Source organism: Nocardia sp. CA-129566 (assembly GCF_050956075.1).
In the GTDB taxonomy this organism is placed as follows: Bacteria; Actinomycetota; Actinomycetes; order Mycobacteriales; family Mycobacteriaceae; genus Nocardia.
Genome location: NZ_CP192085.1, coordinates 4,885,717 through 4,906,207, shown reverse-complemented (window position 1 = coordinate 4,906,207; position 20,491 = coordinate 4,885,717). Strand labels below are relative to the sequence as shown.

The 20,491-nt window shown below is 65.4% G+C and carries 14 protein-coding genes and 2 pseudogenes; 4 read left to right on the top strand and 12 right to left on the bottom strand.

From position 1 onward, the window contains the following. Positions 1 to 5 precede the first annotated feature (5 nt). A pseudogene (locus ACQP0C_RS21230) lies at positions 6 to 983 on the bottom strand (SpvB/TcaC N-terminal domain-containing protein); the annotation flags it as partial. A gap of 185 nt (positions 984 to 1,168) precedes the next feature. After that, the gene (locus tag ACQP0C_RS21225; RefSeq protein ID WP_433734608.1) at positions 1,169 to 1,990 is read right to left on the bottom strand and encodes a hypothetical protein; all 822 of its coding nucleotides are present in this window, start codon (positions 1,988 to 1,990) and stop codon (positions 1,169 to 1,171) included. Between the two features lie 299 nt (positions 1,991 to 2,289). Between ACQP0C_RS21225 and ACQP0C_RS21220 the strand changes: the two genes are divergently transcribed. Beyond that, positions 2,290 to 3,042, top strand: coding sequence for a helix-turn-helix domain-containing protein (locus ACQP0C_RS21220; RefSeq protein WP_433722343.1), 753 nt, complete (start codon positions 2,290 to 2,292; stop codon positions 3,040 to 3,042). Between the two features lie 769 nt (positions 3,043 to 3,811). On the opposite strand, the gene ACQP0C_RS21215 is transcribed toward ACQP0C_RS21220, so the two are convergent. Beyond that, positions 3,812 to 4,984 (bottom strand): MFS transporter, encoded by a 1,173-nt coding sequence (locus tag ACQP0C_RS21215; RefSeq protein ID WP_433722341.1) that lies wholly within the window; start codon positions 4,982 to 4,984, stop codon positions 3,812 to 3,814. A 148-nt stretch (positions 4,985 to 5,132) separates the two neighbouring features. Here ACQP0C_RS21215 and ACQP0C_RS21210 point away from each other — a divergent pair, with 148 nt between their 5' ends. Then, entirely contained in the window at positions 5,133 to 5,792 is a 660-nt protein-coding gene (locus ACQP0C_RS21210; RefSeq protein WP_433722339.1) for a TetR/AcrR family transcriptional regulator, read from the top strand. 346 nt (positions 5,793 to 6,138) lie between these two features. Here the strand turns inward: ACQP0C_RS21210 and ACQP0C_RS21205 are convergent, their stop codons facing one another. The 7 genes and pseudogenes from ACQP0C_RS21205 to ACQP0C_RS21175 all read right to left on the bottom strand — a co-directional run bounded on the left by ACQP0C_RS21205 (position 6,139) and on the right by ACQP0C_RS21175 (position 13,893). Next, on the bottom strand, positions 6,139 to 6,735 hold the full coding sequence (locus ACQP0C_RS21205; RefSeq protein WP_433722337.1) for a hypothetical protein: 597 nt from the start codon (positions 6,733 to 6,735) through the stop codon (positions 6,139 to 6,141). Between the two features lie 264 nt (positions 6,736 to 6,999). Next, the gene (locus ACQP0C_RS21200) at positions 7,000 to 8,235 is read right to left on the bottom strand and encodes an FAD-dependent monooxygenase (protein WP_433722335.1); all 1,236 of its coding nucleotides are present in this window, start codon (positions 8,233 to 8,235) and stop codon (positions 7,000 to 7,002) included. Between the two features lie 30 nt (positions 8,236 to 8,265). After that, the gene (locus ACQP0C_RS21195) at positions 8,266 to 9,759 is read right to left on the bottom strand and encodes a carboxylesterase/lipase family protein (protein WP_433722333.1); all 1,494 of its coding nucleotides are present in this window, start codon (positions 9,757 to 9,759) and stop codon (positions 8,266 to 8,268) included. A 216-nt stretch (positions 9,760 to 9,975) separates the two neighbouring features. After that, positions 9,976 to 10,121, bottom strand: a pseudogene (locus tag ACQP0C_RS21190) (lipid-transfer protein); the annotation flags it as partial. A 268-nt stretch (positions 10,122 to 10,389) separates the two neighbouring features. Beyond that, positions 10,390 to 11,517: a serine hydrolase domain-containing protein gene (locus ACQP0C_RS21185; protein WP_433722331.1), complete on the bottom strand. Its 1,128-nt coding sequence runs from the start codon at positions 11,515 to 11,517 to the stop codon at positions 10,390 to 10,392. A gap of 661 nt (positions 11,518 to 12,178) precedes the next feature. Beyond that, positions 12,179 to 12,832, bottom strand: coding sequence for a QsdR family transcriptional regulator (locus ACQP0C_RS21180; RefSeq protein WP_433722329.1), 654 nt, complete (start codon positions 12,830 to 12,832; stop codon positions 12,179 to 12,181). Positions 12,833 to 13,071: 239 nt separating this feature from the next. Beyond that, positions 13,072 to 13,893, bottom strand: a complete 822-nt coding sequence (locus tag ACQP0C_RS21175) for a class I SAM-dependent methyltransferase (RefSeq protein ID WP_433722328.1) — start codon at positions 13,891 to 13,893, stop codon at positions 13,072 to 13,074. Positions 13,894 to 14,650: 757 nt separating this feature from the next. On the opposite strand from ACQP0C_RS21175, the gene ACQP0C_RS21170 reads away from it, so the two are divergent. Then, positions 14,651 to 15,025: a hypothetical protein gene (locus ACQP0C_RS21170; RefSeq protein WP_433722326.1), complete on the top strand. Its 375-nt coding sequence runs from the start codon at positions 14,651 to 14,653 to the stop codon at positions 15,023 to 15,025. Between the two features lie 44 nt (positions 15,026 to 15,069). Then, positions 15,070 to 18,798 (top strand): hypothetical protein, encoded by a 3,729-nt coding sequence (locus ACQP0C_RS21165; RefSeq protein ID WP_433722324.1) that lies wholly within the window; start codon positions 15,070 to 15,072, stop codon positions 18,796 to 18,798. A gap of 72 nt (positions 18,799 to 18,870) precedes the next feature. On the opposite strand, the gene ACQP0C_RS21160 is transcribed toward ACQP0C_RS21165, so the two are convergent. Both ACQP0C_RS21160 and ACQP0C_RS21155 read right to left on the bottom strand, forming a co-directional pair. Next, positions 18,871 to 19,113, bottom strand: coding sequence for a hypothetical protein (locus ACQP0C_RS21160; protein ID WP_433722322.1), 243 nt, complete (start codon positions 19,111 to 19,113; stop codon positions 18,871 to 18,873). Between the two features lie 187 nt (positions 19,114 to 19,300). Continuing rightward, the gene (locus ACQP0C_RS21155) at positions 19,301 to 20,251 is read right to left on the bottom strand and encodes an SDR family NAD(P)-dependent oxidoreductase (protein WP_433722320.1); all 951 of its coding nucleotides are present in this window, start codon (positions 20,249 to 20,251) and stop codon (positions 19,301 to 19,303) included. Positions 20,252 to 20,491 lie beyond the last annotated feature (240 nt).

Genomic DNA, 20,491 nt, shown 5'->3' with positions numbered 1-20,491 from the left:
CCGGACCGGTAGGAGGAGAACGGATCCGGTCGATCATCCCAGCCCGGGGCATCCTGCGGCAGCGGGTTGGTTCGATCGTGCTCGCCATAGTCGAAGACCAGCTCGAAGTACCACTGGTCCTCGGTCGGCAATGCGGGCCAGGCGGCTACTGGATCGAGAATCGGGAAGTACGGCGTGTGATTGCCATAGCGAATTCGCTTGGGGTAGCGGTTGGCATTGCGAATTCGATTGCGTTCGTTGGTTTTTCCAGTGTCGATCTGTTCGTCGTTCTCGGATTTGTAGTCATAGCTGATGACGTTGCCCTTGTCGTCGTAGCTCGCGCAGATCAACCAGCTGAAGATGCGACTCCGATCGGCGGGGTCGGCGATCCGAGTCTGCGCGGTCCTGCCGTACCAGGTTGTGACGTTGTCGCGAGAAATCGAGCGCCAGAAGACATCTGCCGCGTCGGTGAGGTTCGTCCAGCGTTCGATGCGCGCGAACAACCCCTCGACGCGAGGGCGATAGCGCTGGACACGGTAGCGTACGCCACCCACGACGCGCGTCGGCAGATCTTCCCGAACCCAATCGCCGTTGGTCGCGACAAGCACCGGCACCAGATCCTCGGCGCCGGAGAGGATGAAGACGTCGGATTCCGCGGCGTCATCGTATTGCGGCAGACCCTTATCGGTTTTGCGGGTGATCGCGGGAAGTCCGAGACTCCAACCCATTCCGAACGGACCGTTGCCCGCGCCTGAGTCGTAGCCGAGCGTCAGCTGTGGGCCGAAACCCCCACGGCCAGGGCTGACGCTGATGGGTACGGTCAAGGATCCGGTGCCGGTCACCGGGTTGGCGGCGAACTTCTCGCCGATCCCTTTGATCGCACCACCACCCTTCGGAAGGATGATGGCCGGTGGCTGCAGCCCGGTTGTACCGGCCTGCGCCTGTTCGCTCCCCGTATCGGATCGGCCCGAAATCGGCTCGCTCGGCCGAGATTGGTCAACCATATCGCTACTCCCCTGTCATCAGCCAGAATGATTCGAATAAACTTGTCGCACAACAGTTCCCGTACGCCCCACTCCGATATCTGTTGCCAAGATCCGGCCGCGGGCATCATCATCGGCCCGCCCCGGGGTCAGCGACGCAACCGCAGTGCCGGTGGTTCGCGCCCGGCACCGCAGCTGGCGCACCGTTACTTCCGTGGATGTTGCAGAGCTTCCTCGACCGCCGCGAGGGCGTCGACCGGGGTTCGGTTCTGGCCGTTGCTGTTCTGGCCGAGCTGCCGCCAGCCATCGCCGTTCGGGCCGCGCAGCTGAACCCAGATGTCGCGGGTCTTCTCCAGCAGTTCCCGCTGCTCGATCTCGTTCAATGCGGACATGAATTCCTCCTCTATTCCCACGCCGCACGCCGCGGCGAAATCCTGCGGCGACATGCCGTTGGCGGCGTTCATGTCGCAAGCCCCGAACGGTGGGCAGCCCTCGGGCAGACCACCACCGAAGCCTTGGCCATCGGTGTATTGATGCGCGATCTGACCGGGCAGATTCGGGTTGCGGCCGTAACCCGCGCCGATCACCCGCAACCCATCGGGCCGGTCGGACCACATGCCGTGGAAGTCGCCGCGGTTGGCGTAACCGATGACCCGGCGCGTGTCTCCCAGCCAGTCGGCGATATTCCAGTACGCGCAATTGATTCCGTGGGACTGATCGCCGTCGGGATTGCCGCCGGATTCGACGTCGATCATCGTGATCATCCGCGGATGCGGACCACCGGCCTGCTCGACCATCTCCCGGTAGGTGCGCACGGTGTCGAGCCAGTTCGGCCGCCAGTAGAAGTAGACGATGAAACACGCCAAACGGCCCGAATCGACTGCCCGGCATGCCCATTCGTAATTCGTGGCGAAGTTCGGGTCACGGAATATGCCGTCGTTCGACCGGAAGCTCAGGATTGCGTACGGATAGGAATCATCCACCGGCGCCTGAAAATATGACACATCAGCAAAAAGACTGTCGACCATCTGATCTCCCTCGATTTCGTCCATCCGAATTTCCCCCGAGCCGTCGTGTCGCCGTATCCCCCGCATCGGCGCCGTGAAACGTCGATGAAACGCCGGCGAGAGGCGAGGGCCGGAGACTTCTCGCTGGTAAGAGGAGCCCCCGGCGCCCGTTCGGCGCGATGGACCAATGCTGGAACCGATCCGCACCTCTGCGGTAGTCCTCGGTCGGATGAGCGAACCGGGTGTTCCATTTGCTGGACCGCGACCGATAAGACGCATGGTGCTCGGTTCGTTGCGTTATCTGCATGGGAGGACAGACGGTGAACGAAGCGACAGCGGAAAAGACGGAGGCCGCGGGGGGACGCGGGGTGCTCGAGGGGGCATTCGCCTTGCTGGAGGCGCTCACGCACGGTGACGAGATGGGCTTGACCCAACTGGCAACGGCCGCGGGATTACCGAAGGCAACGGCCTACCGGCTGCTCAATCAGTTGGTCGTGGAGGGGGCCGTGCAGCGACGCCGCGGCCGCTATCAGATCGGCCCCCGGGTATTTCGGCTCGGGCAGACCTGGCAGCCCGCGCGATTGCTGCGCGCGGCCTCAGCCCATCCGCTCGCACAGCTAACCGCGGCGACCGAGCGTGGCGGCTTCAGCCTCGCGGTGACCGATCGAGGACACACCATGCTCATCGGCGGCATCGGGCGCGAGATCGATGAGATCTTCCCACTGCGAGCGGGGGTCCTGCTGCCGCCGGGCACCGCAGCCGAGCAGGTCTTGGCTGTCGGTCATGCGAATCCTGCACCGCCGGAGGGCTTTTCATCGCGCGAGTGGAGTCGCCGAGTCTCCATGACGAGAGAAAGGGAACTCGCCTACGACACCGACCTGAGCCGCTTCGGACTCGCCTGCGTCGCCGCACCTGTACGCGGACCCGCGGGTGAGATCGTCGCCACGCTGGCGGCGACGGTGACCGAACTCCAACGGGTCCCCGCGATGGCCGAAGCGATACTGCGGGCAGCTGGCTTGGTCAGCGCCAACCTCACCCGACTGCTCAGATCGCACGGAGTCATATCGCTGTGATGCGCTCGGGGCGGGCACCCAGATAATTCTTTAGGTGCCCGCCCCGGTGGCTCGCCGTTTACACGTCGGATGCCACATCAATCGAGGTTCAGCCGAGAGAATCGTAAGAAGCCGGCACGTCGGCCCGGCGAGTCATGGGCTGTCATATCACGGAAGTCTTTCCAGCTCTGCGGATATCGATCGAGGCCTCCACTCAATGTGGGGATACGGCCCGTGCGCCACGCCGATGAGAAGGGCCCTAATGCGGAACGTTCGCCCGGTCGACTCCTCGGTCGAGACCGCCCTCACACGCCTATCGCATGACAGCGCGAGATCGACGGAACACGGATTCGTCGTCCCGAAGGATCCACCTCACCTCACGCCGGCCGCTCCTCGCGCCCCGTTGCGCCTCATTCGGTATCTCGCGTCCGAGGCCGCGATAACCCGGACGCCCGAGCATTGACCGGTACCGCTCGATGGATCAGCCGCCCCGCATTGACGCAGCACGTGCTCGAGTGCACTCGAGCACCCACGATGAGCGGCTCGGCCACGGCGCGTCTCCGGTTTCCGCCCTCGCCACGCCCCGGGACCCTGATCGACTTCTGGTCGTTGATCAGCCCCAGCACCTTTCGTAAGGCGGAAGAGAAACCGCGGCTTGCTGGCCCGGCCCTGACATCCGAGCGGATTCGCAGCGCTGGGCCGCCCTACGACCCGGAATGCGGCATTGTGGGCATTCCGACGTCGGCGGCTCAGGGCGATCGCTCCGGCTCGGACGGGACGCGATCCTCCCTCAATGGGCTCCGGGTGCTGCCGACTGGGAGTCCCGGGTTTGCCGAGCACTCGTGAGCGGGCCACGGCCGTACCAGACCGCGAGTGTGGCCAAAGCCAGCAGCACACCGGCGAATATCAGGACTGCGGGCAGCGAGACGGCGTCGACGACTGCTCCCCCGGCCAGTGCGCCGACTCCGATTGCCAGGTTGAACACCGCGACCCACAGGGCAGAGGCTGCTTCCACTGTCTTGGGTGCCGCGGTGATCATCCATGTCTGCAGGCTCACTGATACTCCGCCGAAGACCAAGCCCCACCCGATCAGCAGGATCACTGCGCCGATGGGGCCACGACCGAGCAGCGGGTAGAGCAGTACCAGTGTGGTCAGGCCGGCGGCGATGCCGAGCACGGTCGAGTGCAGGGCTCGCCCGAGGGCCGCGCCCGCGAGGAAGTTCCCAACTATGCCCGCGATGCCGAATCCCAGTAGCAGGGGGCCGACGAACACGGCATCGATTCCGGCCAGCTGTTGCAGCGTCGGCCCGACAAAGGTGTAGGCCGCGAAGTGCCCGATCACGAGAAGGAACGTGGCCAGGATGCCCGCCCGTACGCCGCGGTTGCGGAATTGGTCGACGAGTTGGCGAAGTCCGACGGGTTGCGTGGCGACCAAGGGTGGCAGGACCGCGACCAGGACGACGGATACAACGAGGGCCAGAATGCTCAGCGCCGCCAATGCCAGGCGCCAGCCCGCTGAAGCACCGAGTGCCGTCCCGAGCGGGACGCCGAGCACGTTCGCGGCTCCGACCCCGCCGAAGATCACTGCGGTGGCTCTCGGCACGGCCTTCTCGGTCACCAGCCGCACGGCCAGACCAGCGGCGACTGCCCAGAACCCGCCGATCGCGATGCCGACCAGCGCCCTGGACGCCAGCAGTGTTGCGAAGTTGGGTGCCATCGCGGAAATCGCGTTGGCAACGGTCATGAGTCCCATCAGGACCACGAGCAGCACCCGGCGATCGAGTCGGCCGATGACCAGCGGAACCACGGGCGCCGCGAAGGCGGCCACGATACTGGCTCCGGTCACCGTCAACCCGGCCGCGCCCTGCGAGATCCGCAGCGCCGAGCCCACCGGGGACAGCAGCCCGATCGGCAACTGTTCGGCCGTCACCAGCAAAAACGTGCCGACCGCCACTGTCGTCACGCGGACCAGCGATTTGCTTGCGGGGCAACGGGATTGGTTGCGTATTGCGTCGTGGTCAAAGCCACCCCTCCGATTCGGTAGCGATCGTTCCCATACGAGGGACCCTAATACGGGAACGATCGCTCCACAACTGTGGTAGCCTGACGCCGTGGCACGTCCGCGGGAATTCGACGAGCAGGAGGTGGTCGCCAAGGCGACCGCCTTGTTTCGGCGGCACGGCTACCACGCCACCTCAGTGCGTGAGCTGGGGGAAGAGTTGGACCTCAAGCCCAGCAGCCTGTATCGGACCTTCACCGACAAGCACACCCTGTTCCTGCGCGCGCTGGACTACTACCGCGCGCGCGACTCCGCCGAAGCCGAACGCCGCCTCGAAGCATCCGGTTTGTGCCGGGAAGCGTTGCGGGACTGGATGATCTGGATGATCAGTGGCGCGCCCCATGACGACCCCGCCGACGGGTGCTTCGTGGTCAACACCGCGACCGAACTCGGTACCACCGACGTCGCCGTGCAACAAAGGGTCGAAGCGGCTTTCGATGTCACCCGCGACGCGCTGGACGCAGTGCTGCGCCGTGGCCGCACCACAGGTGAGCTGCCGCCCGATCTCGATATCGACACGGCGGTCGAATCCTTGTTCACCACGGTGCTGGGCCTGCGCGTCAGAGAACGTGCCCGCCACGACCCCGCTCGACTGATCGCCGCAATAGATTTCGCGATCCGCTCTCTCGGCCCGGTGCCCGAGGGCCCACCGGAGCTGAGCCATCCCCATGACGAACGCCGAACAAAGGAACAGCCTGCCCGCGCTGAGTGACCATCTTGAAATCGGCTTGAGCGAGCGTCCCCCGGGTGGAGTGTTCGAGGCTCTGCATCTTCCGTCCGCAGGTCTCATGGGTCATGAGGCCCTTGAACTCGTAGGGGTGCCGCCCCCTGTCGTTGCTGCGGACCCACTACGCCTTGCACCTGCCCGACCTCGGCGGCACCCACCGGAAGTTACGCGATCCCGACACCCGCGCCGACGAGTGAGCAGGCATTGCCCCGGTGGCTGGGGCCGTACTCGTCGTCGACGCCGACTGATCACGAAGAGGATCGATTTCAGGACGCCGAAATCGAAGCCCGGCGCACCTTGCGGCCCGAGCCAGCTTCAGGATTCCGTTGGGCTACTTTGCACTTCCTGACAGCTTGGGGATTCCAGGCCCCAGATCTTCGTCACCATTCCCCGCTTCGTCACCGAAGTCGAACGAGCGACTGGCCTGCAGAACCGCAGCCCTCGCCGCGAAGGCGTAGCCGAACAGTACTGCGGTAATCGCAGGCACAGCGACGATCCCAAGCCCCCACCACGCCGGGAACCAAACTGTGCCCGAGATCAACAACGCCGCAGTGATCCACAGAATATGACGACGGGCCTCACGGTCCGGCTCCAATCGAGACAGCCACGGAAACGTCAGCATGACTACCACGCAACACGGAAACACCACCGTCAGTGCCGAAGAATCGTTGTTCGCCACCGCGAAGCAGGAAACCATAGTGACTATCCCGACCAGGCAGATATGGCGACGGGCCGCACGGTCCGACTCCAATCGGAACAGCGGAATCGTCAGCAAGACCACCACACAGCACGGAAACACCACCGTCAGTGCCGCCAATCCGTTTTTCGCCACCGCGAAATAGGAAATCACCGCGACTATCCCGACCAGGCAGACCCCCCAGTAGCAGTCCAACACACGCCGCGGCGTCGGTCGGACCGTGTTCACCATGTCGTCAGTGTATCGACCCGAACAGGCCGAGCTATCGCCGACGACCGGAGGCCGGGGCGGTCTCGGCCTGCCACCGTCCCAGGGCCTCGGCCGACTGGTGTATTTCGCGAGGCTACGCACCGAGGCGTGCCCCGACAGCGCCATCAGGGGTGGACGCGCTGGTCTCGGCGGCGTGGGTGAGCTTGCTGTGTCTGAGTTGATGCAGCGTGAACAGTCCGCGTTCATCGCTATCGTGTGCTTCTCGAGTGTCGCCGCGCTCGGTCGTCAGGGCTGGGACGTGTCGCTTCCGGACGCGGCGGGTGGCGGTGGGTAGTCGTCGACGGTCATTGCGTTGTAGACACTGGCGGTTTTGCTGGTGAGGCGGAGGAAGGTGCGGGCGGCTCCCGCGGGGAGGACGGAGAGCAGGCGGGTGGCCTGGACCAGGCCGCGCACCCCGAGGCGCGAGGTGGGAATCAGGGTTTTCGCCGCGCTCGTCGCCACCTGGCGACTGCCCCGCACATGCGGTGCCATCGCGCGCTCGTAGGCGGGGAAAGCGCGCTCGGGGTCGCCGCCCGTCCGCGCCAGCTCGCCGGCCAGGACGTAGGCGCCCACGACCGCGAGCGTGGTGCTACCGCCGACGGCGGGGCCGGGACAGTAGCCCGCGTCGCCGACGAGTGTGACCCTGCCCTGTGACCAGGTGTCCATGTGCAGCTGGGTGATGGAATCGAAGTAGAAGGCCGGGGTGTGGTCGAGCGCGTCCAGCCAGCCCGCCACCTCGGCGTCCACACCGTAGAAAGCGTTGCGCAGCAGATCTTTCTGCCGCGATACATCGTGGTGGTGGAAGTCGAGTTCGCGCTCGGTCCGGAACAGGAACAATGCCCGCGCATCGTCGAGATGGCGTGCGCGGTACATCCCGGCGGTGCGCCCGACACCCACATGGATGCGGAGTTCACCGTCGACGCCCGCGGTGCCGGGAAGCGACACCACCGCGAGATAGGCCCCGGTGGAAGCACTGAATCGAGCCTCGTCCCCGAAGACGAGGCGGCGCACGTTGGAGTGCAGCCCGTCCGCACCGACGACCAGGTCGAAGCGGCGCGGCGCGGCGTTCTCGAACTGCACCTCACCGTCGGGAGATATCGCAGTGATCGAGTCGGCGAACAGGTACTCGACGTCGTCGCATGTTGCCTCGTAGTAGATCTCGCTCAGATCGTCCCGCATGATCTCCGCGTGCCGATCGGAGGTGGCACCGAAGAGCTTGGCCAGGTCTACCCGGGCGGGCCGCCGGTCCCCTTCCGGGCAGAGCGTCAACCGGCTCGTACCGGTGACCCGCGACTCGATGCGATCGAGCACGCCCATCTTCTCCGAGATGTCCATCGCGGGCCGGAACAGGTCGACCGCGTGGCCACCGGTCTTGCGCGGAACCGGCGCGCGCTCGACCACCGTGACCGAAAAACCGTGCCTGGTGAGCCAATACGCCAGCACCGGACCGGCGATACTGGCACCGGAAATGAGAATCCGCATGGGTAGGTCTCCTTGAATGTGAATCGACGGTCAGCGGATGTCCTCCCAGAGCGCGCGCTCGTCGCCTGCCGGGTCATCGACAGGACTGATGTCGTCGGTGAGCAGGCCGGTGGTGCGGCCGACGGTGTCGTAGGGTGCCCAGCCGGGTGCCCCGTGCGTAATGAAGTCGACCCAAACCTGGTGGGTCCGGTCCGCGACAGTCTGCGACGGCACCTCGCCCAGGAGTGGGCCCAGCTCGGGATGGGTGATGGTGTCGAAGACGAAGGGGACCTCGGCACCGTGGCACGCGCCCAGTCCGTGGTTGGCCCGCGGCTCGGGATGGTCGAAGCGGTACATCCAGGTCCCGGTTGCTCCTGCGGCGCTCCGGGCCTCGGCAACCCGGATCGCCGGTATGCGGTAGTACCAGTCGGTGATCACGGCAGCGAGGATGTCGCCTGGGCTGGCGTCGGGGCGGTTGGCTCGGTAGACGGCCAGGTCGTTCCCGGCGAGGCCGTATGCACCCGCCATCATGGCAAGCGCCGGCTCGTCGATGGCGGCGATGGCGCCTGTCGGGACGAGGAACAGTCGTCCCTCGTCTCGGTTCGACCCGATCAGTAGCGGAACATCGACGCCGTGGCCTGCCGTGATCGCGTCGATCGGCATGGTAAGCAGGACCGAGCCGTCGAGGGTGGGCGCGAACGGCAGCAGGCTCAGTGCGAGCCGCCCCCACTTGGCAGGGTCGGGCACTGTCTGAACCTCGGTCACCAGGTCGGATGCGGCCTGCACGAGGGTGTTCATCGAGACGGCTTTGATCGCCTCCCGATCCGGCGGGACGCCGAGCGCCTCGGCGAGGTAGCCGCCGACGGTGCAGGCCTCCTCGCTGGTGAGTGTGTGAGCAGTGGCCCCGCTCTGCGCGATGGCCTGCGCGAACAGGCCCTGCGCCAGCGGCATCGACAGCAGCGTCGTCACGCTCATCGCCCCGGCCGACTCGCCCGCGACGGTGACACGCGCCGGATCGCCTCCGAACGCCGCGATATTGTCCTGCACCCAGTGCAGCGCCGCCAACTGATCGAGCAGGCCGAGATTGGCGGTGCCGTCGTCGAGGAACAAGTAGCCTTCGGCGGCAAGCCGGTAGTTGACGGTCACGCAGACCACACCGTCACGCGCGAAGGCGGTGCCGTCGTATTCGGGGAGCGACGAGGACCCATTCGTGAACGAGCCGCCGTGCAGCCACACGAGCACCGGCAGCCCCCGCGCACCGGGATCGGGTGTCCACACGTTCAGGTTCAAGCAGTCTGCCCCCGGGATCACCACCTCCGGGAACAGCCGGGCGAACTGCGGCGGATAGTCCCCTTTGGGCGCCGTCGGCCCATACGCCGTCGCGTCCAGCTCGCCCTCCCAGGGCTGGACCGGCTGCGGCGGCCGCATCCGGTTCACGCCGAACGGCGGTGCCGCGTAAGGGATTCCGAGAAACGCGTGGACGTCGAATTCGGCCTTGCCGCGAACGACTCCGTTTCCGAGTCGCACCACCGAGCGTTGCACCATGGCACCCATCCGTAGCTTCGTTGCAATGTATTTCTGATATGTGGCATTCTGTCGCCGGTCGGCATGCGTGTCAAGACAACCGCAGCGAGGACGAGCAGTAGGTGAACCGCGTTCGCGGCGTAACGCCTGCCGCAGATCGACCCGAAGACCTCGAGCTGCTGTCGGCCTGCTGCGCGCTGATCGACGGCCCTCGTCAACTCACCTTCGCGTACCAGGTCACACGGCGGCGCCACCGAGACCGATATTGTGCTGCAAGACGATTCGCGCCCCATCCACTTGGCGTGCACCGGCTGGACCCCAACGGTAGCTCGGCACATTGCGCCAGTCCGCTCGGGCAAACGAATGCCCTTGGACAGAAGTCCGCGCAGCGCACAGTTCTCGCTCACCAGCACCGCGGCCGCCGCCCCTCGCTGGGTGCCGGGCACGGCCGGCTGGCGGCTTACGGTGGTCCGTGTGGCCCCCTCGCCCCGCTAGTCCGATCATGAGGCCGCCCACCGCGCCGCAAGCGTGGTCTGGACCGTTGCGGTCGCTAGGTGGTTGCGGCACGGCTTCCGGCTCCTTGGGATGCGCCGATCGGGGCGAGGGAGCAATGCGGTCTCGGCTGATCGGCGTGACGACGCCGACGTGGTGTCAGCCAGCGCGGCAGAGTTCCTGCACGGCGAGGGAGAGCGTCTGCTGGCGCAACGAGGGCTGCAGCGAGTTGGTATTCATGAACAGCGCGACCCGGCGATGGCCGACCTGCATCACGCTGGAGGTGTACCCGTCGATGTCTCCCAAAGAGCCGTAGGCAGTTCCGCATGGAGTCGCGGCGATCATCAGGCCGAGGCCGTAGCTGATGCCGGGGATACCGGCACCGGCGTAGAACGCGTCGGCACCTGGCGTGGGCCGCTCCATCTCTGCGATCAGGTCCTTCGAGAAGAGTTCCCCGCCGAGCAGGGCTCCGAGAAACCGGTCGACGTCGTCGCCTGTCGACACCATCGCTGCCGCCGCCCCGGCCGCGCTGGCGCTTGTCCGGGTGGTCGCGTCGATTGCGGGACCGGAACGAGGCGGCAGCGGAGCGTCGAAAACGTAGCCGCGCGCCTGCCGGGGGGCAGCCGTGGTCTCGGTCGGGAAGGTCGTGCTGCTCAGGTGGAGGGGGTCGATCAGACGCGATTGCACTTCGTCCTGGATCGCATGACCGGTGACCTGATGAACGATCTCGCCGAGGACGATGTAGTTGGTGCTCGAGTAACGGAAGCCCGTCCCGGGCGCGAAGTATGGCGAATGCTCCACGCCCATGGCGATGAGCTGCGCGGGGGTGTAGGTGGCGCCGGGGTTGAAGCCGGGATCATCCGAGTAGTCGAAGAGTCCGCTGGTGTGGTTGAGCAGTTCCCGCACGGTGATCTGTTCGGCGTTCGGTACCGGTTCGGGCAGGAGCCCCGCGATCGGCTGGTCGAGTGTGAGCTGATGCTCCGTGACGAGCTGCAATACCACCGTGGCCACGAAGGTCTTGGTTATGGAAGCGATCCGGAACTGGTAGTCGGGGTGCATCGGTCGGTTTGCGGGAATGTCCGCGAGGCCGGCAGCCGTCTGCCGCGCCGGCCTCCCGTCGTCGCTCGTCACCACAGCTATGCCGGGAACACCGTCGGCTTTGACGAGATCCTGGATCTCCGCCGGTAACGCCTTGGGGGGCGGCTCACCCATCGCCTGGGCTGGTGACCAGGCGGCAACTCCGATCAGCGCAGCGATGACCGGAGCGACACAACGCTTCAACCTCATGAGCGTTCTCCTTCATGACTAGACACGATCGCCAGTCTGCTACACATCTGAGATAGTATGCAAGTAGGCAACAAATCTAGATGATGTTGCACGAGGCAAGCATGCTGCAATGGGGTACGGATCGGTGCCATGCTGCATAGGCTCGGTAGTGCGACTCGAGACCGGAGTCGTTCGCGGCAAGGCCGAATTCGGCGTCCACGCGTTTCTCGGAATCCCTTACGCGGCACCGCCGTTCAGTACGGCCGGCTCGCGCTTCGGTCGAAGATCGCGCGGCCCGCCACACTCGCCGATTCAATCTGGGCGCCGCTGCACATCGGTGATGACGTCCTCAACGCTGCAGCCCAGCCGAAATCGGCACCGTCACCAAAGCCGCACCACCTCGGATACCGCCGACTCACATGAACACTCGGATAGCGAACATTTCAGATGCCAGGACCCGACGTTCGGGCAGCGGATGGCGTTGCATCCGGGGCGTCGTTGTGGAGGAGGAAGTCAGGGAGGTCGCCATAGCCGTTCGCAAAGCAGCCGAGCGTATTCAATAAATTGATCGCCGACTTCGAACGCCGATACTTCCGGACAGTGACTCTCGGGCCACTTTTCGCAGCAGGTTTCGGACTGCTGTTCTACCAGCTATGTAGTCGAATACGCCGGCAGGTCGTGGCTACTCCGCATCCGGATCGCTGTTCTTCCCGCGGGGTAGGAGCGCGTTGACGACCCTGGCGGAACGATCAGCGTCGAGGTGCTGGCCGGTGATGAGCCCGAGGTAGGAATAGGACTCCATGACGCGGACCAGCACGTACGGCAGATCTTCGGACGGGATCGATGACTGCAGGCGACCGACGGCGGTCTCCTCGCGGACGATCTCGGCGACCAGCTGGGTCAGCCGGGCCTCGAAACCGGACGCCTTGGTTGTCAGCAGGCGCAGGGCCAGCTCGCCCTCGCGGTCGATGAAGCGCTGCATGCCCGGATTCGCGTTGACGGCGCGCATGACGTCGTTCATGACGGCTGCGGCCGGAGACTGACCGGGCACGGCGGGCGGTCTGGAGTGGCAATGAGCCTTCCGCGAGCGGGTGATGGTGGGTTCGATCAGTGACCACAGAATCTCGGTGAGCAACTGGTCGCGGGAGCCGACCCAGCGATACAGGGTGGCGCGGTCCACGGTAAGTGCCCGAGCCAGCGTCTGCATGTCCACGCGGTCACCGGCGAGGAAGGTTCTGCGGGCCTGGTGGAAGGCGTCGAGGGCAGTAGGACGCGAGGTCGCGGTGCCCTCGAGGTGGCGCCGCAACGGTGTGTCATGGGGGTCCTGTCTTGCCATCCGCTCATCCTCTCTGGGTTGTCGTAACACGCATGCGGACTGGCGACAGTCTGCTACATATCAGAGATGCATTGCAACAAAACTACGGATTGGTGCATCGATGCAAGATCGGTGGTGTGACTCGAGAACGGAGTCGTTCGCGGCAAGACTGAACCGGCCGGATCGGCGGCAACCGCGGTACATGTGTTCAGCAGGCGCCTGCACCCGCTGTCCATGCCCGGCTCCAAGCCGCAGGCAGCTCACGGCGTCCTGCTGGTGTGGAATCCTGCGGATGGCTCGACGATGAGTTCTATAGCTTGCGTGCGGTCAGCACCGGTTGGAAGAATCCGGTCTTGTCGGGCATATGCCAACTGAGGGATCCGAATCCGGCGGCGTGGGCGAAACCGGAGATCTGGCCGCGGGTCATCGCCCAGTATCGAGTGTGCCCCACGGTCGTAATCCATCGATCTTGATACGAGGCGACTTGGAACAGTTCCACGTCGTAGTGTTCCCCGTCGTCGGCCCAGTCCCATAGCTGGAATGTGACCACTCGTCCGGATGCGGAGTCGTGTGTTTGCGGCATGGTGGAGCGCGGGCGCGCTCGGCGGATCGCGTCGTAGTCGCGGGTGGTGGCCAGGAGAATGCCGCCTGGGCGCAGTACCCCGTCGCATCTCCCGGCAGGCGCCGACCACATCCGTCGAGTCGAGCAGGTGGGGTATCGCGTTGTCGGCACACACGACGACGTCGAAGCTGTCATCGCGAAATGGTAAGGATCGCATATCCGCAGTGACTACCGGCAAAAGGAGGCCGCGGGTCATAGCTTCGGCAGCAGCGCGTTGTGCCGCAACGGAACTCAGATCTGATGCCACAGTGTTGTAGCCGAGCTCGGCGAAGCCCAACGCTTGCGTTCCGATCCCGCAAGCAACATCGAGTACGCGCTCGGAGTCGCCCTGGCACACCGATCGTATGAGCCGATCAAGTGCACGGCTCTGCTCGACGATCGCGTCGTTCCAGTCCTGGTAGATCAGGTCGTATGTGGCGGCGAGGCCGTCATAGAACCCCCTCGCCGAATCGTGCACCATCCGACCACGGTAGCGAGGCGGACGGGATGGACACATCCGATATTCGGCTTGTGTCACGGCCGGTGCCCGGCCAGGACCCTACGGTTAGTAGGTCAGTGCTACGCCCTGCAACGCCTGGGGGTGTCGTCCTCCGACACGCCGAGGCAGCTGCGATAGTCCGTTCCTTACGGGGGATGCACTCCCCTGGCTGCATCGACGACGCCAATACCTGCGGCCGACGTTGGCATCGAGGACGGCTCGGACGACGGCGCCGGTGACGGTGATTCGATCCACCCCACAGAAACCCCCACCATGGCGAGAAACGCTCGGATTCGATGGGTGCTGTCCAGCCGTCACATCTTGTCGAAACCCGTTGCGAACAGCGATAACAGGATCCATTGAGACTTCCCTGAACGACAGGTGGTCGCAGGTCAAAGTCCATCCGGCTCGGAGCTGTCATCGAACAAACCCCGCATTTTCCATACTCGCTAGGCCCGCCCACCGCTCGAGGACCTCCCGACTGCCGCGTGCCGTCTCGGGGATGTCGATGTAGTGGTTCTCGGCGACGGTCGCAGTATTGCCCAACTGACGCCCTGCCCGCTCCGGGCTCGAACGCACGGTCGTCGGTCGCGGCACCTTGCGGAAAGTGCGCGAAGTGACAATGCGTGGTCGGTTCGCAGACCATGCATCAGGCGTTGCCTTACAACGAGATTCGAGGTTGGTGAAGTGCCATGGCCCTGCTCTTGTGTAGCCTATGGTGCACACGGAAGGGGCAGACATGGATCCGTTGACCATCATCGTGACAGCTTTGATTGCTGGTGCGGCTGCTGGGGGCTCGGACGCCGCGTCGGCGGCTGTTCGTGACGGCTATGCGGCGATCCGTAGCCGTATCGGTCGTGTTGCCGGCGATTCCGAAACCCAGACGGCGATCGAAGCCAATGACGTGGCACCGGGCACCAACATCGCGGAGGTTCGAGCAGCGCTGGCACGAGCTCAGGCCGGCGACGACGAACAGCTTCGGGCCGCCGCCGTCGAATTGTTGTCGCAATTGCCATCCGATCGAGTCGATCAGGCCAGGATTCGGATCGATGTGAGTGACGCGCAGGGTGTACAGATCGGTGACCACAACACCCAGAGCAACACCTTCGGCTAATTCGTGCGGAGTCGACTGAACCCGCGCGGCACACAGGGGTTGGTGTGGAGCACGAGTCGAACGACGTGACGAACGGCGACGCGGACACTGCTGCCCGTGTCGTTCAGGGTGTCCAAATAGGTAGCCACAATACCCAGTACATCTACAACTACTCTCTTGTGACCGAGGGGGTCGCGCCGCCGCCGCTGATCACCTTCTCCGGGCAGATCGAATCCCCCTACCGGGGATTGCGGTGGTTCACCGACCGCGACGCACCGTTCTTCTTCGGCCGTGACAGCTCCATCGACGCTGTGCTGCAACGACTCTCACGATGCGTGCGAGAGCCGAACATTCTCATGCTCTCGGGTGTCTCGGGGGCGGGCAAGTCATCGCTGTTGCATGCTGGTGTCCTGCCACGGATCCGGGGTGGCGGCCTCCCCGGCGCAGCGCAGACGCACACGTGGCCATGCGTGGTACTGAAGCCTGGGCACCAGCCGTTCGATGAACTCGCCTGGGCGACAGCGCAACTGGGTCTGGACGCTGCGACGGTGCGTCGAGAGCTGCGCGAAGACCCAACCGGGTTCGCGCTCACCGTGTCCCAAGCTGTCATGGGCTCGACCGGTTCGCCGTCCGAATCTGGCGATCGCAGACTGATGTTGGTCGTCGACCAGTTCGAGCAATTGTTCACACAATGCCGTGACCGCGCACAACAACAGGCGTTCGTCGACGCCCTGCACGCCGCGGCGACGACTGCCCCCAGTTCCCATGCGCCGGCGCTGGTGGTCCTGGTCGTCCGCGCTGACTTCGAAGCCCGTTGCGCCGACTACGACCAGCTGACGGACGCGGTCCAGGACCGGTATCTGGTGACCGCGATGACCGAGCGTCAGCTGCGTCTGGCGATCACCGAGCCTGCCAAGGCCGCAGGGTCCCGAGTCGATGACGACCTCACCGAACAGTTGCTGCGCGAAATGCGAACCCCCAGATCCGGGGCCGCAGGCGCAACCCTGCCCGAGGTTTCCGGTGCCGGAGTGCTACCGCTGCTTTCCGACGCGCTGGACCGGGCATGGCGCACCCGCTCCGGTACCGAGCTCACCCTCGCGGACTATGAACGCACCGGCGGGATCGAAAGCGCCGTAGCCGACAGCGCGCAACACACCTACAACCGACTCACCCCGCGTCGAAAAGACTCGGCGCGACGGATCTTCACCCGACTGACCATCACCGGCGCCGACGGCACCGACACCGCGGACCGGGTCGAGCGCGGCGACCTCGCCGGGTCCGGCGACGAGATCGACGACATCGATGCCGTGCTGGAAGCGTTCGTCGCCGAACGCCTCCTCACCGTGGGTGCCGGCACCGTAGAGATCAGCCACGAAATCCTGCTGTCCACCTGGCCTCTTCTGCGGGAATGGCTCGCCGATACACACGAGATCCGCACGGTCTGCTCCCGTCTCCGGACCACCGCGGAGGAATGGGACCGCTCGCGCGACTCCGCGTACCTCTATGCCGGAAGCATCCTGGAAACCGCCGTCGCCACCAGGGACCGGATCGCGGCGGACCCGGCGCGATATCCCGCTCTCGATGGCCTGGCGAACGAATTCCTCGACCTCAGCATCCGAGCAGACAAGCGCCGTACCCGACTGCGTGGGGCCTTCACAGCATTGCTGCTGGTCCTCGTCGTCGGTCTGAGCGCCGCCACCATTACCGCATTCCGAGCGAGCAACGAGTCGGCGCGCCAACGCGACCTCGCGGTGGCGCGCCAATTGATCAGCCAGAGCGAACGTCTCGCCACCACCGACCCCTTCGGCTCTCGGCTCACCGCTCTCGCCGCGTGGCGCATCAACCCCGGCGCCGAATCCCGGTACGCAATGCTCACCGCGGCCCGTAACCCTCGAACCGCGGCGCTCTCGGGGCACTCGGGCAGGGCGTTGTCGATGTCCTTCACCCCGGATGGGAGGACCCTCGCCACTGTCGACGGGGGCAGTGAGGTACGACTGTGGGATGTGGCGGGCCGACGGCTGACCGGAGTTGCTTTCGCCGACCCCGCCCAACGAGCCTTGTACAAGGTGGTGTTCAGTCCGGACGGCAAAATCCTGGCCACCAGCGACGACCTCTCACAGGTACGTCTGTGGGATGTCGAGAGCCGCCGCCCTATCGGCGACGAATTCTTCAGCGGCAACGGCCCACTGGCGTCGCTGGTGTTCAGCCCGGACGGGAAAATTCTCGCCACGAGCAATGAGTCGACAGTGCGATTATGGGATGTCGCCAGCCGCACACCGATCGGGCCCGCGCTGACCAATAGCATCGACCCGAAGACGTATTCGGTGGCGTTCAGCCCGAACGGGACGACCCTCGCCACCGCAGGCACCGACAACACGGTCCGACTGTGGGATGTCGCCAACCGCAGACTCGTCGACAAGCCCCTCACCGACCACACCGGCACCGTGCGGTCGGTGGCGTTCAGCCCGGACGGCACAACTCTTGCCACCACCAGCGACGACACCACCATCCGGCTGTGGGACACCGCCAGCCATCAGCCCCTCGGCAAACCCCTCACTGGCCACACCGCCACGGTGCGGTCGGTGGCGTTCAGCCCGGACGGCACAACTCTTGCCACCACCAGCGACGACACCACCATCCGGCTGTGGGACACCGCCAGCCATCAGCCCCTCGGCGCCCCTCTCACCGACCCGACCGGTCCCGTGGACTTGGCGGTGTTCCACCCGGATGGACAAACTTTGGCCACCGACAGCGGCGACGGCAAGGTGTGGTTGTGGGATATCAGGGGTCGTCGACCCATCGGTGGCTCGATCATCAGCCAGAGCGCGGCGCCGTTGTCGGTGGTATTCAGCCCGACCGCAACCACTCTCGCTGCTACCGATCCCAGCGGCAAAGTACAGCTGTGGGACGTCGCCAGCCGCCAACCCATCGGCAACCCCCTCGCAGACCCCACCGGCAGCCCGATCGTGTCGGTTACATTCAGCCCGAACGGGGAAACACTCGCCACCACCAGCGACGGGCCGAGAGTGCTGTTCTGGGACGTCTCGAGCCGACCGATCGGCGTCCTGACCAGCCGAATCGGCTCGATCCGGCGGGCGGTGTTCAGCCCGGACGGAAAAACCCTGGCGACCGCGGACTATGTCGGCAGGCTGCAGTTATGGGATATTGCCAGCCGCCAGCCGATCGGCAAAGCCCTCGGCATCCAGTTCAGCGACAGTTCGGTGACTTTCAGCCCCAACGGGAAAACTCTCGCCGCCCTCGGCAATGGCGAGGTGCGGCTGTGGGACGTCGCCAGCCGCCAACCTCTCGGCAATCCTCTTGCCGACCCCACCGGCAGGGCGATCTGGTGGATCACATTCAGCCCGGACGGGACAACACTCGCCACCACCAGTGACACCGGCACGGTGCGGCTGTGGGATATCGCGGCCCGCCGCCCTGATCGCGACCCCTTCATAGATCTCAGCAGCTCACTCGAACAGGTGACATTCAGCCCGGACGGGACGCTACTCGCCGCTACCAGCCAGACCGGCACGGTGCGGCTGTGGGATATCGCGAGCCGCCGTCCCATCAGCGACCACATCACCTCCTTCCACAACCGTTTCCAGGACTCACTGAAATTCAGCTCGGATGGAAAGACTCTCGCCACCAGCGACTTGAATGGCAAACTGTGGGATGTCAGCGCCGTTGTCGACGTCGTTTCGTCGCTATGCGCTTGGGCCAACGGGTCATTCGATTACGACAGTTGGAAGCGCTACGTACCAGACGACACAACCTACCGGCCACTGTGCTCGTGAAAGCACGCAAGGCAGGTCTCCACCGGTCCCCGGCCGCTACCCACGTCTGGGTACTCAGCAACAGCCGGGTCGTCACGCGGTGGTCGCGGACTTTCCGCCGCAGTGGCGCACATTATGCGCGATCACCTGCATCACCAGGCGCGCGGTGCCGACATTGAGGTTGTCCGTGCAGTAGGCACGGTTGCGCGAATTCTTCACCGCGCTGCGGGAACTACTGGCACCGGGACCGCCGACTTCCGCAGCGAACTCCTCACCGCCACAGCCGACCACCGTGCAGGTGGCATAGCCGCGGATCCCGGTGCTGGTGGCCGCCATGGGCCCGCAGGTGCTGCGCGTGACCGGCGACTCGCCGACGGCACCCTTCCCTACCTGGCTCAGAGCCCCGCTAGCTCAATCACCGAGTCCCGCAGGGAAACCGGATCCGGCAGAGGACCAGCATAGATAGAACGCGCAAGACTGGTGCGCCACCATCCACCCGATCGCACTGTAATCGGCCATTGGCTCAAGCGTGCGCCGTTTTGCCGCCGTCGATGACCAACTGCGCCCCGGTCAGGTAAGGATGTTCGCCGGAGGCCAGGGTGAGTGCAAATGATGCGATCTCCTCGGGTGTGGCGAGCCTGCCGAGGCCGGGCACATTCGTTTTCGCCCACTGTTTCATGGCCACCTGGTAGGCGTCGTCTGGGAGGTTGCCGATGGGGCTGGCATTGCGTACCAATTCGGTATCAGTGGTGCCGGGCACGAGTGCGTTGACGCGAATTCCGTCGCCGGCGTAGTCGAGGGCGGCCGATTGCACCAGGCCGACCAGGCCGCGCTTGCTCGCGGTGTAAGCGGTTCGACCAGCGTCGGTGGCAAGGGCGTTCGAGGATGAAGTCACCACGATCGTGCCGCCGCCAGCGCGGATCATATGCGGCAGTTCGTATTTCATCGCGAGGAAACAGCCGCGCAAGTTGGTGTGCAGCACCCGGTCGAATTCCTCGATGCTGTACTCGTGCAGCTTCTTCTGGATGGTGATGCCGGCGTTGTTGAAGGCGACGTGCAGGCCGCCGTACTTGTCGACGGCCGCGTCGACGAACTTACGGACGTCGTCCTCCACGAGCACGTCGGCGTGGAAGTAGGTGGCTTCGCCGCCGGCGGCACGGATATCGCGTTCCACCCCGTGTCCGCGCTCGACCCTGCGGCCGCAGAACGCCACCCGGGCGCCCTCGGCCGCAAACAGTTTCGCCGCGGCGGCGCCGATGCCGGAGGTGGCGCCGGTGATCACCACGACGTGGTTCTCGAAGCGGCGCCGGCCCGTCGGCTGGAATCGGGGCGGATTGGAGTCGGTACCCAGCGCCACACCGGCGGCCAGTCCAGCGGCGCCGGCTGCGATACCGGTCGCGGCCACGGCGCCGAGCAGTTTTCGGCGACTCGGCTTGGCAGTGGAGGTGTGGGGGGTGGTGGCATCCTCGGTCATAGGTTCACTCTCGCGAGTTCCGGTGTGCGGCGGATCGAACCGTGGGTCCGTTCCGGTGGCCTCCGGAACGAGGCGCGTCCTCCGCTGGTAGGAGACCAGCGGCAGCGGTGTAGCTGCCTCGGCACCATCGGCCCGACCGGCCGAGCCGACAGGACCTGGGATCGGCGCTGCCGGCGAGTTCGGCGGCGGTGTCTGCGGCGCCTCGGTGCAAAGCGGAGGCGGTCAGCCCGGGCAGCCACG